The organism is Filimonas effusa (genome assembly GCF_004118675.1).
Taxonomy (GTDB): domain Bacteria; phylum Bacteroidota; class Bacteroidia; order Chitinophagales; family Chitinophagaceae; genus Filimonas; species Filimonas effusa.
Genome location: NZ_SDHZ01000002.1, coordinates 1599807 through 1616324, shown reverse-complemented (window position 1 = coordinate 1616324; position 16518 = coordinate 1599807). Strand labels below are relative to the sequence as shown.

The window sequence follows — 16518 nt, the reverse complement described above, 5'->3', positions numbered from 1 at the left end:
ACAACAAAAGGTGGCGCATCAAAACCCGGTACGCCATCTTTTGTCATCTGCCATCCCCCATCCACTCCGTAGGCGTTTTCCCAAACTGCTTCTTGAATTCCCTGCTGAAATATTTGCTGTTTTCATAACCAACCATATAAGAAACTTCATAAACAGTATACCTGTTTTCACGCAGCAGTTCCGTAGCCCGTTTCAGGCGAAGCGATTTAACAAAGTCATTGGCTGTCATGCCGGTAATGGCCTTGATCTTTTTGAAAAGAACAGGCTGACTCATAGCCGCCTTTTTGGCAAGCAATGCAATGCCAAAATCGGGATCTTCCATATGCTCCTCCACCATTTGTTTTATGTCAGCAATAAATGCAGCATCAAGCGGATGTAATGCCGGTTGCTCCACCTGAACCAACGCCATGCTGTCTTTCATATCAGATGCCCGCGCAGGCAGTAACTGCAACTCCTGCTGGAATCGTTGCCATAAACGCTCGCGCGAAGCAAGCAGGTTACGGATCTGTAATTCCAGTACCTGTATGCTGAAGGGTTTGGTAAGATAAATGTCTGCACCCGTTTCAAGACCGCTCACCTGGTGCGCCACCGCAGTTTTCGCCGTAAGAAGTATCACTGGAATATGATTGGTACGGGCATCTGTTTTTACCTTGCTGCAAAAACTAAAACCATCCATTTCAGGCATCATTACATCACTGATGATAAGGTCGGGAATATGTGCTGTTGCAACCTCTAATCCTTCTACTCCATTACTGCTTTCAAGAATATGATACCTGTTTTGCAACGCTTCCCTGATAAAGCTCCTGATCGAAGGATTATCCTCAACCAGCAAAATAGTGGCTGCAGGTGTCAGACCGGTCCCGGCTTCAGATATCGGAGATGCCATAGCCCCGCCGGCATCAAACGCCGGTTCCGGCTCCGGAGCGCCCGCTGTTTGCCTGACAATCTGCTCAGGTTTGAAATGAGCACTGCCCTTAAGCAAACTAACCGTAAAACAGGTGTAGTGTTCAGTTGAACTAACCGGTTCGCTTGAAACATGCAGCTGCCCCTTGTGCATTTCTACAATACTCTTCGAAAGGGCAAGCCCTATTCCGTAACCTGTATTTTGTTTCCCTGCATCATCTTCCTGGAAATAGTTGTCAAATAACTTGTCGATGTTCTCCTTCGAAATGCCTTTGCCGTTATCGGTAACCTTTATGTCTACTGTGGCTTTCTTCTCTTCAATGACAATACTTATATAACCACCATCTGCAGTGAATTTAAAAGCATTGGATAAAAGATTATAAAATACCTTTTTTAGTTGCTCTTTATCAAACCACACTTCAGCATCTTGAGTAGCACTTATAAAATCTAACCTGATATTCCTGGTAACAGAAAGCTCATGAAACGATTCAGAAATAGAACTAAGAAATGCCACCAGGTTCCAGCCGGACACATGTAACGATAAATGCCCCGTTTCAGCCTTCCTGAAATCCATCAGTTCATTTACCAGTTGAAGCAGGCTCTCCGAATTGTTTTTGATAGTACGCAGCTGCTGTTTGTTTTCATCATTATGGTTGTTGAGTAACATCCTTTCAGCAGGACCAATGATCAGCGAAAGATGCGTCCTTATTTCATGCGAAATATTGGTAAAGAAATTAAGCTTCAGTTGGGTAAGTTCCTGGTTCCTTTGAAGTAAGGCTCTCAGGAAGAAAAAACGCGTGATAAAGAATGCTAATGTAACAACAAGTAATATGTAAAAACTATAAGCCCACCAGGTCTTCCAGAAGGGCGGAAGCACAGAAACCTGTAAACGGGTAACTTTGCTCCAGGTCCCGTCATTATTGGCGCCTTTTACAAGAAAATGATAGTCTCCCGGGGGAATATTGGTATAAGAAGCAGTTGGGACAGTGCCGTAATTCCAGTCCTGGTCAAAACCCTCCAGCCGCCAGGCATATCTGTTCTTTTCCGGTTTAATATAATTGAGAATGGCAAAGTCAATAGAGAATACATTCTGGTCATACTTTAGCTTTATAGCCTGGCTATGACCTACAACCTGTGAAAGTACCTTGCTGCCATCCCCCGCAACTACAGGTTTATTGAAGAGCTTGAGATCTGTAATAACAATAGGAGGCATTAAAGTATTCTCTTTTATCTGTCCCGGGTAAAAAGCAGAAAGCCCGTTAAATCCACCAAAGAAGAACATACCGTTACCGTTCTTATAATAGGCATTGTTGTTAAACACATTCCCCGCAATACCATCTGCCTCTGTATACACGGTAAACCTTTTATTCGCCGGCGAAAACCTCGCAAGCCCGTTCGCAGTACTTATCCAGAAAGAATGCGTCGCCTCATCCTCCAGTATTCCCAGGATATTATTATCCGGTAATCCATCCTCCTGTGTATAAGAAGCGATCTTCTTGCCTGTATTATCATAAACATTGATCCCGTTATAATAAGTGCCTACCCATATATTCCCCTGCCTGTCCCGGGTAAGACTGTTTACATGATAGGGATAACTGCTGCTCTTGTTCTCCAGTAAATGTAACCTCAGTTCCGCAAGGTTGCCGTCTGTTCTGAATAGCCCGTTCGATGTACCTATCCACACCTCTCCGCCCGATACTTCAAGAAAACTAAGCACAGACCGGTTCCCTATACCCTTAATCACCTGCAGGGCGCCGGTATAGGTATTAAGTTCTTTCCCGTTTTTCCTGTAAAGCTTCAAACCCGAAGCATCAGTGCCTATCCAGAAAAGACCACGGCTGTCTTCCAGTAAAGCAGTGATCTCCGCCCCCTGCGTTTCCGGATCATTCTCTTTATATAAATAACGCGTAAAACGTCGGCTGTTACTTTCAAAAAGGTTCAGCCCTCCGCCATGTGTGCCTATCCAAAGCAAACCCTGCTTGTCTTTGTAAATGGTCTTTATAAGATTAGACCCTACACTCCCCGCGTCAGAAGGTTTATGCTGGTAGTACGTAACCTTTCGGGTAATGGCATCTATACAGTTTAAGCCACCACCTTCCGTACCTATCCAAAGCTGCCTGTCGTTATCTTCAATAATGGAACTAACCACATTGTTACTCAAACGCCCAACCCTTGATCTGTTATTGAACACCTGGAAACTTGTATGGTACGATGTGGCATAGTTAACACCACCGAAAAAGGTGCCCACCCATATAGTACCTGCATTGTCCTTATAGAAACTATGAACGGAGTTTTGACTCAGGCTCTGTGGGTCCCATGCATCATTAACATACGACCGGAATAAACCCGAACGGGTATCCATTACAGAAATGCCTTCCTGCGTGCCAATCCATAATTGCTCATCGTTATCAAAAATCAGCTTCCTTACATGATTATTGACCAGGCTGCCCGGCTGTACATCTGAATGCGTATAATAGCTGAAGTCCCTGCCGGTGCTGTCGCAACGATGTAACCCGCCTGTAAGAGTGCCCATCCACATCCAGCCCTGCTTGTCTTGCGTAATACTGGTTATCTGGTTGTCTCGAAGACCATTTGTAGTACCTTCCTGCTGCCCTAATACCAATGTGTGAAAGTTATCGTTGCTGCCCGTTATTTTTACCGCGCCGTCATAAGTGCCCACCCATATGGCTCCGCTGCGATCCTCGTATAAACACATGACCCCTCTGGAAGGAAATTGCTGGTAGCCTTCAAACGAAAAAAAGGACGGCTGCGTTTCTGAAGATGCCTGCCCCTTGCTGCGGAGCAGCAACAAACATTGCGATGTTCCCACCCACAACCGCCCCTTGCTGTCTTCAAGCAGGCTGGTAATATGAATATCATTGTTTTTAAGCGATTTCCCATTTGTAACGTTAAGCGCAATCCGGTTGAACCGGTCGGTCAATGCATCATACCTGTTCAGCCCCTTCCTGGTGCCAACCCATAAATTCTGCTGCCTGTCGCTTAGTAAGGAAAGAATATAGTCGCTGGAAAGACTAAGGCTATCCCCCGGCCTGTTTTTGTATATGGTGATCTTTCGTGAATCATATTTGTTTAACCCCGAGCGCGTGCCATACCACATAAAGCCTTTGGCATCCTGGGTGATGCTTAGAACTGAATTCTGTGATAATCCGTCTGCTACACTTAGGTGCTGAAAGCCTGGATGCTGAGCTATGGTTTTGCAATAGCAAAAAACCAACAGGAGAAAAACAAATGGCCTCATTAGCAATGGTTAAAGGAATAAAAGCATATCGCTCTGCAAAAATAGTGTTTTAACAAGCTGGCAATACATCGATGCAGCAGCAAGGCCAGCTGCGATGACGCTCGGCTTTAAAAAACAACCCTCTTTATTCGATTTTTTCACCCCTGTCACTGTGTGTACAACACGAATTTTGAGACTATATAATCAACGGTTTTACAACGATGCTTGCAGCTTAGGCTGTTGTCTGACTGCCCTCTGTTCCGGTCAGGACGCACTTAACTGCAAAACGCTTCGTTTCACAGGTAAACAAACAGTAATGATGAATTGGCTCTGGACAGCAGGTTTAATGATCCTGTTACTCACCAGCTTACAGGTCTCCGCACAACAGGTAAAACCCGGGGAGGGCACTTCCCGCTTCTCGCTCGACGAAGGTTGGTTATTTCATCTCGGCGATATCCCTTTCGCTCCTTTGCTCGGACATGGAGCCAGTTATATGGCTTCCAAGGCCGGTATTGCCCCCGGCGCCGCCGCAGTCGACTACGACGATAGCCAGTGGTTATCTCTTAACCTCCCGCACGACTGGGCTATAGAACAACCCGTCGACTCCACCGAAAATATTTCACAGGGCTACCATAAACGCGGATTCGGCTGGTACCGCCGCAGATTTAAACTCGATACTGCCGACAAAGGCAAAAACCTCGAACTTCAGTTCGAAGGTATCGCCACCCACGCCACAATATGGGTGAACGGACAGGTCGTTTACCGTAGCTGGAGTGCCTATAACGCTTTTTATATCGATATCACCGCCATCGCACGTTACGGCGAAGACGTCAATACCATCGCCGTAAAAGTAGATGCCAACGCCATGGAAGGCTGGTGGTACGAAGGCGCAGGGATCTACCGCCATACCTGGCTCGTAAAACGCAGCCCCGTACATATTGTTACTGATGGCGTATTTGCCCATCCCGTTTTACTTAGTGCTGCAGGTGATCAAACTCCTGCCTCCGAAACAACAAACCTGGCTCACGATAACTGGTGTATCCCGGCCGAAATAACAATAGCCAACACCGGCAAACAAAAGGCTTCTCCACATATCAACATATCCCTTTACAACCGGCACCACCAGCTGGTGACCACCGCCGATACTGTCGCCACTGTAAACGCCCTGGAACAAACTACGGTTAAACTCAACCTTTCTGTAACCAACCCCCTTCGCTGGACACTCGAAGACCCCGCATTATACACCGTAGTAACAAAACTGCAGTCAAACAATGATAACGACGAAGTGATTACCCGCTGTGGCTTCCGGACCATCCGCTTTGATGCCGACTCCGGTTTTTATCTCAACAATAAAAGAGTAAAGATCAAAGGGGTATGTAACCATATCGATCATGCCGGCGTAGGCACCGCCGTCCCCGACGCCCTATGGGATTTTCGCATGCAGAAAATAAAAGAAATGGGTGCCAACGCTTATCGCTGCGCACATAACGCCCCCGCTTCGCGTATCCTCGACCTCTGTGATAGCCTCGGCATCCTCGTCATGGATGAAAACAGGAACTTCAACACGTCTCCCGAATACCTCGCCCAACTCGCCTGGCTCGTAAAACGCGATAGAAATCATCCGTCCGTTATCCTCTGGTCTGTCTTCAACGAAGAACCCATCCAGGGAACGGAAACAGGATACGAAATGGTCCGCCGTTTATCAAAACAGGTGAAAATACGCGATACCACAAGACCCGTCACAGCAGCCATGAACGGCGGCTTCTTCAGTGAAATAAATGTCTCCCAGGCCGTAGATGTCGTTGGATTCAATTATGAAATTAAACACTACGACAGGTTTCACGCGCTTAACCCCCGTAAACCCGTTACCAGCTCCGAAGATGCTTCAGGTGTAATGGTCCGCGGTGAATATTATACCAACACGGTAAAGCATATCCTCGACGCCTACGATACACAAGCCCCCTCCTGGGGCGCTACCCACCGCAAAGCCTGGAAGCTGATAGACGAAAGACCATGGATGGCAGGAGCCTTCGTATGGACTGGCTTCGACTACCACGGCGAACCAACACCGTTTCGTTGGCCAACCGTCAGCTCAAACTTCGGCATTCTCGACCTTTGCGGATTCCCTAAAACTGCCTTTTATCTGCGCCAGGCGCTATGGATAAAAGATAAACCCATTCTCCACATCGCTCCGCACTGGAACTTCCCCAAAGACAGTATTGGCAAACCGGTGAAAGTAATGGTGATAAGCAACGCCGAAAAGGTAAAGCTCCTGCTCAATGGCAAAACAATAGGAGAACAGCAGAACGATCCATATAATATGGTAAGCTGGCAGGTGCCCTATAAACCCGGCAAACTCGAAGCCATCGGCTTCCGCAATGGTAAACAGGTTTCCCGCTTCCAGGTCCAGACAACCGGCGCCCCCGTTCGCCTGCGTCTCACTCCCTTCCGCCCAGCACTCGATAACTCCGGAACAGATGCAACCCCCGTTACAGTCGAAGCCCTGGATGCCAACGGCCGGCACGTACCCGATGCCAACTTGCCGGTATCCTTTAATACAAGTAATGCCGGCCGCATCATCGGCCTGGGAAATGGCAACCCCAACTCACATGAACCGGAAAAAGGGAACCACCAAAGTCTGTTTAATGGCTTTGCTCAGGTAATCGTACAACCGCTGAAAGGCGAAACAACAAACCTTGTACTCGAAGCAACTGCACCCGGCCTCGAGCCTGCTACCTTGTCCATCCCGCTGCAACAGGTTGCGGCGCAGCCATCTCTTCCCGCTTCAGCCAGCATCCTTACGCTCGATAAATGGAGGATGTCGCCGGTGTTCAACACCCGCCCCAATCCCGCAATGGCTCTCTCCGATAACGATATGAACAGTTGGATGGCAACCCAGCCTGGCAAATTACAGGAAGCAACCTCCTCAGGTTATGTCATCTACCGCGCAGCTTTTACACCCTATGCAGCCCAGCAGGAAATGGGAGGAAATATCTATCTCAAACCAATAAATGGAGACGTGGAAATATGGATCAACGATAAAAAAATAGCAGAACAAACGGTTAGCCCCGTAGCGAAAGAAATAAAGATCCCTTTCCCGGTGGGTAAAACGCATACCATCAACATATTGGTAAAGCAGGAAAAAGGAACTTACACAGGTCTTAACGGCCCTGTTATTGTAGCAGAATAAGGCATTTTATAAAAAAATGCCCTATTCATTCGATTTTTTAACCCTGTCACACGGCCTTAACTGCCCAATTTTGAAGTATCCTATCATTATTTAACCGATTGTTTATGCGATTGCAACTTCGCCATCCCTTGCGCTGCAAAATGCCCGGCTTTGCCGTTTCACTACGGTATATGTTCCAGGCCATCCTGCTCCTGGTTCCTGCCTTGGCATTTTCCCAGAAACAGATCTCCGGTACCGTTAAAGACAGTGACGGCAAACCGCTCGAAAGTATTACGGTCTCCCTTAAAGGGAAAAATAAAAGCACACTCACCGACTCCACAGGTGCTTTTAAGCTCTCCGCCAATCCGGGCGATATCCTCATGGCCTCCTCCGTTAATTATGAGATAACGGAAATAAAGGTCGATAACAGGAATAATTATAACCTCGTTCTGGTATCCAGGGTCAAAAACCTGGATGAAGTGATAGTAATAGGCTACGGCACCACTACCAAAGGCGACCTTACCGGGGCAGTAGCCAAAGCCCCCATCCAGGATATGCAGAAAGCGCCCGTCCGCGCCTTCGATGAAGCCCTCGCTGGTAGAATAGCCGGCGTAGCCGTTTCCTCCGTCGACGGCCAGCCCGGCTCCGACATCAATATCGTCATCAGGGGTAATAACTCCGTTACACAGGAAAATTCGCCCCTCTATGTCGTAGATGGCTTCCCCCTTGAATCGCCCAATACTAACATGATCAATACCCAGGACATAGAATCATTTGAAGTGCTGAAAGATGCCTCCGCTACAGCTATCTATGGTGCCCGCGGAGCCAACGGCGTTATTATTATCACTACTAAAAAAGGTAAAACAGGACCACCGGTCATCAACTTCGGTGCATCATATGGCCTTCAGAAAGTCATGAAAACAATGGACTTGATGACTCCCTATGAATTCGTAAAATATGAACTCGAAAGAAACCCCTCTGATGCCGCCGGGGACTACCTCACCAACGGCAAAACACTCGAATCTTATAAAAGTATACCCGAAATCGACTGGCAGTCTAAGGTTTTCAGAACAGCGCCCATGCAAAACTATTCCCTCTCCATGAGGGGCGGAAACGACTACACCAAATATTATGTATCCGGAAATGTACTCGACCAGCAGGGTATCATGATTAACTCCGGTTATAAAAGATATCAGGGCACCATGTCTCTCGATCAGAATATAAGCAGGAAGTTGAAAGCAGGTGTTTATATCAACTATAGCTATATGAAGCAGAACGGCCTGCCGCCTTCTATAGCAACCTCCGGCACCAGCTCTACAGCCGCAACGCTGTTCAGCGTTTGGGGCTACCGCAATTTTGCCATCAGCGGCATCCCTAATCTCGAAGATGTGCTGCTCGACCCCGATGTCGATCCCCTCGATTCACGCATCAACCCCGTACTCAACCAGGAACATTCTCTGAGAGAAAATTTCTTTACAAATACCATCGCCAACGGATACCTGGAATATACCATCGCACCAGATCTTAAACTCAAAATAACCGCAGGCGTCACCAATAATCTTACACAACGTAACCAGTTCAACGACACCTTTACCATGACTGGTAACAGCCGTACCAGGCTTGGCGCTGTCAGAGGCGTGAATGGATCAGTCACCTACGTTAGAAGCGCTACCTGGATGAACGAAAACACGCTGTCCTATTATAAAAAAATAAACAACGTACATCATATTACATTGGTCGCAGGCTTCTCCCAAACAGCCAATAAATCATCCACCGATGGACACGCCGCTAATAAACTCCCCAGACCTGCACTGGGTATCGCAGGACTCAACGAAGGTATCCCCGAACGCATCGAAGCCGCCTCCTCTTCCTGGGGACTGGCGTCCTTCCTCGGAAGACTGGATTATAAATACAAATCCAGGTACATGTTTACCTTCACCTTCAGAACCGACGGCTCTTCAAAATTCTCTCCTGAAAACAGGTGGGCTTATTTCCCCTCTGGCGCTTTTGCCTGGCGCCTCAGCCAGGAAAAGTTCATGAACAGCCTAAAAAACATAGTGTCCGATGCCAAGATCAGGACCAGCTATGGCCTCACCGGCAACAACAGGATCTCCGACTTCCCCTACCTTTCCGCTATCGCAGTATCGCCCAATCCAGATGCCTATACCTTCGGTAACGGCATCACACACGGCGCCTTCAACACTAACTTCGGAAACAAAGATCTGAAATGGGAAACCACAGCTCAGTTCGATATAGGCCTCGACCTTGCATTCCTGAAAAACAGGCTCAGCTTTACTGCCGATGTCTATCGTAAAAAAACAAACGACCTCCTGTTATACGCTAACCTTCCCTATACCCTCGGATATGCCAGGGCGTTGCGTAACATTGGTAGCGTACAAAATCAGGGCCTCGAACTCACGCTTGGCGGCTCACCCGTTCAGAATAAAGACTTCTCCTGGGAAAGCAGCATCAATATCTCATTTAATAAAAGCAAAGTTCTGGCGTTGTCCGAAAACGAAAGCGCCATGACTTCTCCCGCTCCCTTCGACGGCAACTTCGCCACTATACCGGCCTACATCACACAGGTAGGTAACCAGCTAGGTATGATGTACGGTTATATTTGGGATGGCGTTTATCAATATAACGACTTTGATAAAACCACCACCGGCAATTATATTCTTAAAGATGGCGTTGCCACCAATGGCAACCTCAGAACAGCCATCCAACCCGGTGATATCAAATTTCGCGATATCAATGGCGACCTTACGGTCGACTCAAAAGACTACGCAATTATCGGTCGCGGCCTGCCCATACATACCGGCGGATTTAATAACGATTTCCGTTACAGATCCTTCGACCTCAACATCTTCTTCCAGTGGTCCTACGGCAACGACATCATCAACGGTAACCGCTACATCTTTGAAGGCAACATGCTCGGACGGTCTAACCTTAACCAGTTTGCCAGCTATAACAATAGATGGTCGCCCGAAAACACGGTAGCTACTACTCCGCGTGTTAACGGTGGTGGACCCACCACGCCTACCGGCGGCAACTCGAGGGTGGTGGAAGATGGCTCTTTCCTGCGACTGAAAACAGTGTCGCTCGGATATACCATCCCAACAAAAACACTTGATAAAATACACATTAAGTCTTGCAGGGTTTACGTCTCTGCACAGAATCTTATTACCTGGACAAATTACTCCGGTATCGATCCTGAAGTCAGTGTGTTTAACAACGTGCTCACGCCGGGCTTTGACTACTCTGCTTATCCAAGGCCACGCCTGGTAACTTTTGGTCTCAATGTCAATTTCTAACAACCACCCCGATGATTAAATCTATTTATATGAAACGATTGTTGCTTTTATTAATGCTCTTACAGGCCATTACATCCTGTAATAAACTCCTCGATAAAAAGCCAACGGATTTCGTTGACCCCGCTGGTTTCTATAATAGCGAAGAAGAGCTCAACATGGCACTCGCCGCCGTCTACGACCCGCTGGGAAATGAATATATGTACGGTAGCTCTCTATGGTTCCAGTTCGGCATATGTACTGATGAGGCTTTCTATGCTTTTAGCGCTAATGCTTACTCGGCCCCCATGTTCTATCAGTACGATTATACCAACCCTTATGTAGGAGGTATATGGCAGCAATGTTATATAGGCATCGAAAGAGCCAACATGCTCATAGAAAACATAAACAAACCATCGATGGATGAAACAAAAAGGCAAGCCATACTCGGAGAAGCTTTATTCCTGAGAGCCTACTATCATTTTATATTGGTAAGCAACTATGGCGATGTTCCTTTAAAACTGAAATCCAGCGACAATGTAAATAGCATCAGCATACCCCGTACACCTGCTAAACAGGTTTATGAACAAATAGTAACAGATATGAAAGAAGCCGAAGGAAAAGTAAATACCATTACTTCCATCGGCAACTCCAGCCACGTATCAAAAACAGCTGTTCGCGGTATCCTGGCAAGAGTTTACCTGTATATGGCAGGCGCCCCCATGAACGATCAGTCTAAGTATGCCGATGCCCTGTATTGGGCGCAACAGGTAGACGCAGGTAACGAACACGAATTGCTTACCACCTACAATGCAACGATAACCAATTCTGCTTATAGCCAGATCTTTATTAATCAGTGCCGCGATATCTATGATATCAAGGAATGTATCTGGGAAGTCGATTTCTATGCCAAAGACGCCGACCCTACCTACGCCGAAATGGGAAAAGTAGGAACCATGAACCTTGGCTGTACCAACATCGACACGGGCAGATCTAGTAGTAATATCAAAACAACCATCAAACTCTATCGCTTGTATGGAAATGGCGACCTGCGCAGAGATTGGGCAATTGCTCCGTTCTCTTACAGCGCCACGGCCAATCCTTTAACAAGAACTTATTATACCTCCACTAATATCATAGGCCGCGATGCAGGAAAATGGAGAAGATCCTACGAACCTTCAAACTTCGTGAAACTGCAGTTCACCAACGGAACTAACTTCCCGCTGCTGCGCTATGCAGATGTATTGCTCATGCAGGCCGAAGCGGAAAATGAAGTGAACGGACCAACAGCAACAGCCTATACAGCCATTAACAAAGTAAGAAGAAGAGCCTATGGTTTACCGGTAAATGTAGCAAGTACTGTAGCAGATGTTCCCGCAGGATTAACGCCCGCGCAGTTCAGGCAGTTTATAAGAGAGGAACGCGCCAGGGAACTTTGCTTCGAAGGCGTACGGAAAGGCGATCTCCTCCGCTGGGGCATCTTCACCAATGTAATGAACGAAATGGTTGCAGAGATCAATGCCTCTAATGCCTCATTCACCAATAAGTCACGATGGATCACCGGCTACGCTACCGCAGCATCTTCCGGCAGATACCAGCTGCTGCCCGTTCCGGCACTGGAACTGAACGTGAACAAAGGCATGACGCAAAACCCCGGATGGTAAAAACGCACACATTTCCTAACAACAACAAAGCAGTATGACTAAAAAGATTTTTCTCACAACAATAATCCCGGCCTGCCTGCTCATAGCTTGCAGTAAGTCGCTTAGTACCGCCGATCCTAACTTTAATGTAAACATTAATGCCACTGATATAGCACTTGGCGATACCAGCCGGTTTAGCTTCTCCGGTAACCCCGACGTCATTACTTTTTACTCCGGTGAAATAGGCAGCAGGTATGAATACAGGAATCGTGATACCGCCAATGGTACGCCACTCTTACGTTTCCGCACTATCAGGGCCAATGGCAGCCAGCAAGGCTCACTGGCAGTAATGATCTCCGATAACTTCGAAGGTGTATTGGTAAACGATACGCCTGCAACAGTGAACAGGATAGCCGCCGCTAACTGGACCGATATCTCTTCCAGGGCAACGCTCTCTTCAGGAAGCACTACAGCCGTTGCTTCCGGTAACATCGATCTCTCCGATTTCAGCGCTAATAATAAACCCGTTTATATAGGCTTCAGGTATAAAGGCTTCGCTGGTTCTGCTCAAAGCAAATGGACCATCGATTCATTCACCGTAAAGAATGTACTCAACGATGGCTCAAGCTATATCATCGCCAATATGAATGCCAGTAATGTAGCATATACCAACTATGGCGTATCAGGGTTTAGCCCCGGTTTTGCGGCTTTCAGATCATTGAACGATTACTATTGGGTAGTCTCCTCCGGTACTTCCCTGGTGATCACTGGCGCTACCTCAGCAGGCGTAGCTGCGCCCGCAGAAGCATGGGCCGTAATAGGACCCCTAAATCTCAGAAAAGTAACTCCCGACGCCGGAAGAGCCGTTAAAGTAGCAACAGAAAAAACCGAAGAACTGAAATTCACACATCGCTACACAACACCGGGATCTTACAACGCAATATTTCTGGGTGGTAAAATAAGCGCCAGGGAAAGCGAATACACCAACAGGTCTTTTCAAATAACAGTTAAATAAACATATGAAAAAAACAACAAAGGCACTGCTCTTCTCCGGCCTGCTGGCCTTGGGCTTCACCCCGCCGCAGAAAGATACAGCCTTCATCGACTCCAACGTAGCGTTCGCCAGAGGACAACTTAAAAAATTGCTGACAGTGGCCAACAGACAGGATACTGCCTTCCCCAGAACGGTAGATAAAAAAGGACAGCTCCTGTCCACCGATATGTATGAGTGGACCTCTGGTTTCTTCCCCGGCGCATTGTGGTATGCCTACGAGGCAACTAATGATAATGAACTGAAAGCAGCAGCCGTTAAATGGACCGAAAAACTCTCCGGTCTCCAGTACTTTACAAAACATCACGACCTGGGTTTTATGATGTATTGTAGTTATGGTAACGCATATCGGCTAACAGGAAACGAACAGTATAAAAACATCCTGGTACAGTCTGCTAAATCCCTCGCCACCCGCTTTAACCCTAAAACCGGTAGTATCCGCTCCTGGAATCTCTTCGGCTCCTGGGATGGTCAGGGACGGTATGTTTATCCCGTTATCATCGATAACATGATGAACCTCGAACTGCTGTTCTTCGCCTCAAAAACAACCGGCGATGATACCTACAGGAACATTGCTATAAAGCATGCTGAAAACGTACTCAAAAACCAGGTAAGACCAGACTATAGCTGCTATCATGTAGTATGCTACGACACGGCAACAGGTAAGGTCCTGAGCAGGGAAACAGCCCAGGGCTATGCCAACAACTCTACATGGGCACGCGGACAAGCCTGGGGTATCTACGGCTTTACCATGACTTATCGCGAAACAAAAGACAAGCGTTTCCTCGAAACGGCCCAAAAAATGGCCGACTTCTATCTCGATAACAAAGCGCTCCCGTCCGATAAGGTCGCTTATTGGGATTTTAATGCCAACGATGTTGGTTATGAACCTTCGCGTAAATCACACGCAAAAGAAACCCCGGTGAAATACCGCGACGCTTCCGCAGCGGCAGTCACAGCATCTGCTTTGCTTGAACTCAGCTCCTTCCTCGGCGAAAATGGCAGGAAATACAGGGATGGAGGCATCGCTATCCTCCATGCACTCAGCAGCCCCGCTTACAAAGCTGCTGCAGGCGAAAACGCCGACTTTATCCTCAAGCATAGCGTAGGCAGCATCCCGCACGATGTCGAAATAGATGTGCCTTTGATCTATGCCGATTATTACTACCTCGAAGCGCTTAACAGGTATCGTGCCTTATCAGGTGCAAGTAACTAACATAACAAACCCCGGCAGGACAAAATAGCGCCGCCGGGGTTCACTGGTAGATTGCTGCTCCCGTCCGCAAATAACATCTAGCTTTAAAATTCTAAACTAACAGGTATGCATTCAGTAACCTGCCGGCACTATATAAAAAACAATAGCATGCTTTTTATAGCAATGTGCTGCTCCATATTGGCTTTTAGCCAAACAATAGATGCCTCGAAAATAAAGGAACACCCGCGCCTGCTCTTGTTGCAGGACGAAGAAAAACTGATCAGAAACAATATCAGCAAAAGCCCCGACTGGCAAAAAATACATCTTGCCATCATTACAGAATGTAATGAGATCCTGGCGCTGCCACCGGTAGAAAGAAAGGTGATAGGCAGGCGCCTGCTGGCAAAATCACGCGAATCATTACGACGTATCTTTTTCCTGTCATACGCCTGGAGAATGACCCGCGAACTAAAGTATTTCAGGAAATGTGAAGAAGAACTCCTCGCCGTTGCCTCCTTTTCAGACTGGAACCCCTCTCACTTTCTCGACGTAGGTGAAATGTCGCTGGCAGTGGCTATAGGCTACGACTGGTTATACAACGACCTCTCCGAAGCCTCACGCAAACAGATCAGTGATGCGCTTATCTCCAAAGGAATAGGTCCTTCTTTAACCGAAAACAAAGACACCTGGTGGCTGAAAGGTACCAACAACTGGAACCAGGTATGTAATACAGGAGTTGCGTTTGCCGCAGCCGCAGTATATGAATTACAACCACAACGTTCCAAAGAAATAATAGAACGTTCCATAAAAAGTATCCGCCTGCCCATGCAGGTGTATTCCCCCGATGGAAACTACCCCGAAGGTTATAGCTACTGGGCATACGGCACCAGCTACAATGTTTTTATGATCAGTATGCTCGAAACTGCATTTGGCTCCGACTATGGCCTTACAGGTATGCCCGGCTTCCTTAAAACGCCTGTCTACTACGAGCATATGGTAGGTCCCTCAGGAAAACCCTTTAACTATTCCGACTGCGGCACCGGTGCCGATGGCCTTCAGCCGGCTATGCTTTGGTTCGCCGATAAAAACAACGATCCCTCTCTGTTATGGATAGAAAAACAGAATGTCTCCAAAGATCGCTTCCTGGTTAAATCTAATAGACTCCTACCAGCCGCCATGGTCTGGGGTAAGAATATCGACTTTGAAAAAGTAACACGCCCCACTCAGAGAACCTGGGTAGGTGATGGCGAAAACCCCGTAGCGCTCATGCACGCTTCCTGGCAAAGTACATGGGACCTTTATGTGGGCTTTAAAGGAGGTACAGCCGGTACCAGCCATGCACATATGGACATAGGTTCATTTGTAATGGATGCACTCGGCGTACGCTGGTCGGCCGATCTTGGTATGCAGGGATATGAAGCTATGGAATCAAAAGGATTGAAGATCTGGGACATGGTTCAAAACTCCGATAGGTGGAAAGTATTCCGCTACAATAACTTTTCCCATAGTACCTTAACAGTGAATAATGCGTTGCAGCATATGAAAGGCCGCGCTACCATTATGAAGCATTCCAATGACACAACCTTTATGCATGCCGTAATGAACCTCGATGAAATCTATACCGGCCAGCTTGCTTCAGCCCGCAGAGGTATCGCCATAGTTAATAAACAATATGTCACCATCCGCGACGAAATTGAAACAGGCGACTCTGCATGCACCATCCGTTGGGCAATGCTTACACCTGCATCCGTAGCCGATATCACAAAAAACCAGATGCTGCTCCAACAACAGGACGGAAATAAAAAACTTACTTTTTATGTAAACGGCCTGCCCGGTGATGCTGTCTTAAAAACATGGCCTACTACACCGCCAAATAATTATGATGAAGAGAATCCAGGCACCATACTGGTTGGCTTTGAAATAACTTTACCCGCACACACTAAAAAGGAATTTAATGTATTCCTGATGCCGGGAACGAAACCAATAGCCGTAAAAAAATCTTCTCTTAAACCCCTAAATGAATGGTAAT

7 protein-coding genes are annotated in these 16518 nt (G+C 47.2%); 6 read left to right on the top strand and 1 reads right to left on the bottom strand.

Annotation, left to right across the window (positions count from 1 at the left end):
• Positions 1 to 43: 43 nt before the first annotated feature.
• A complete protein-coding gene (locus ESB13_RS17690) occupies positions 44 to 4162 on the bottom strand; it encodes a hybrid sensor histidine kinase/response regulator transcription factor (protein WP_129004952.1) in 4119 nt (1372 codons plus the stop codon).
• Between the two features lie 295 nt (positions 4163 to 4457).
• Here ESB13_RS17690 and galA point away from each other — a divergent pair, with 295 nt between their 5' ends.
• The 6 genes from galA (at position 4458) to ESB13_RS17660 (ending at position 16517) form a co-directional block, all read left to right on the top strand.
• Positions 4458 to 7331, top strand: a complete 2874-nt coding sequence (gene galA / locus ESB13_RS17685; protein ID WP_129004951.1) for a beta-galactosidase GalA — start codon at positions 4458 to 4460, stop codon at positions 7329 to 7331.
• 104 nt (positions 7332 to 7435) lie between these two features.
• Positions 7436 to 10624, top strand: a complete 3189-nt coding sequence (locus ESB13_RS17680; protein WP_129004950.1) for a SusC/RagA family TonB-linked outer membrane protein — start codon at positions 7436 to 7438, stop codon at positions 10622 to 10624.
• Positions 10625 to 10653: 29 nt separating this feature from the next.
• Entirely contained in the window at positions 10654 to 12264 is a 1611-nt protein-coding gene (locus tag ESB13_RS17675) for a RagB/SusD family nutrient uptake outer membrane protein (protein ID WP_129004949.1), read from the top strand.
• A gap of 34 nt (positions 12265 to 12298) precedes the next feature.
• Positions 12299 to 13258, top strand: a complete 960-nt coding sequence (locus ESB13_RS17670; protein WP_129004948.1) for a DUF5017 domain-containing protein — start codon at positions 12299 to 12301, stop codon at positions 13256 to 13258.
• Between the two features lie 4 nt (positions 13259 to 13262).
• A complete protein-coding gene (locus ESB13_RS17665) occupies positions 13263 to 14510 on the top strand; it encodes a glycoside hydrolase family 88 protein (RefSeq protein WP_129004947.1) in 1248 nt (415 codons plus the stop codon).
• Positions 14511 to 14657: 147 nt separating this feature from the next.
• Positions 14658 to 16517 carry a heparinase II/III domain-containing protein gene (locus ESB13_RS17660; RefSeq protein WP_164974260.1) on the top strand — a complete coding sequence of 620 codons (1860 nt, stop codon included), beginning with the start codon at positions 14658 to 14660 and terminating at the stop codon, positions 16515 to 16517.
• Position 16518: the final 1 nt, after the last annotated feature.

Bases quoted from the DNA above. Each gene is read 5' to 3' on its own strand.
- ESB13_RS17690 (WP_129004952.1), bottom strand. From the start codon at position 4,162: ATGAGGCCATTTGTTTTTCTCCTGTTGGTTTTTTGCTATTGCAAAACC.
- galA (WP_129004951.1), top strand. From the start codon at position 4,458: ATGATGAATTGGCTCTGGACAGCAGGTTTAATGATCCTGTTACTCACC.
- ESB13_RS17680 (WP_129004950.1), top strand. From the start codon at position 7,436: ATGCGATTGCAACTTCGCCATCCCTTGCGCTGCAAAATGCCCGGCTTT.
- ESB13_RS17675 (WP_129004949.1), top strand. From the start codon at position 10,654: ATGAAACGATTGTTGCTTTTATTAATGCTCTTACAGGCCATTACATCC.
- ESB13_RS17670 (WP_129004948.1), top strand. From the start codon at position 12,299: ATGACTAAAAAGATTTTTCTCACAACAATAATCCCGGCCTGCCTGCTC.
- ESB13_RS17665 (WP_129004947.1), top strand. From the start codon at position 13,263: ATGAAAAAAACAACAAAGGCACTGCTCTTCTCCGGCCTGCTGGCCTTG.
- ESB13_RS17660 (WP_164974260.1), top strand. From the start codon at position 14,658: ATGCTTTTTATAGCAATGTGCTGCTCCATATTGGCTTTTAGCCAAACA.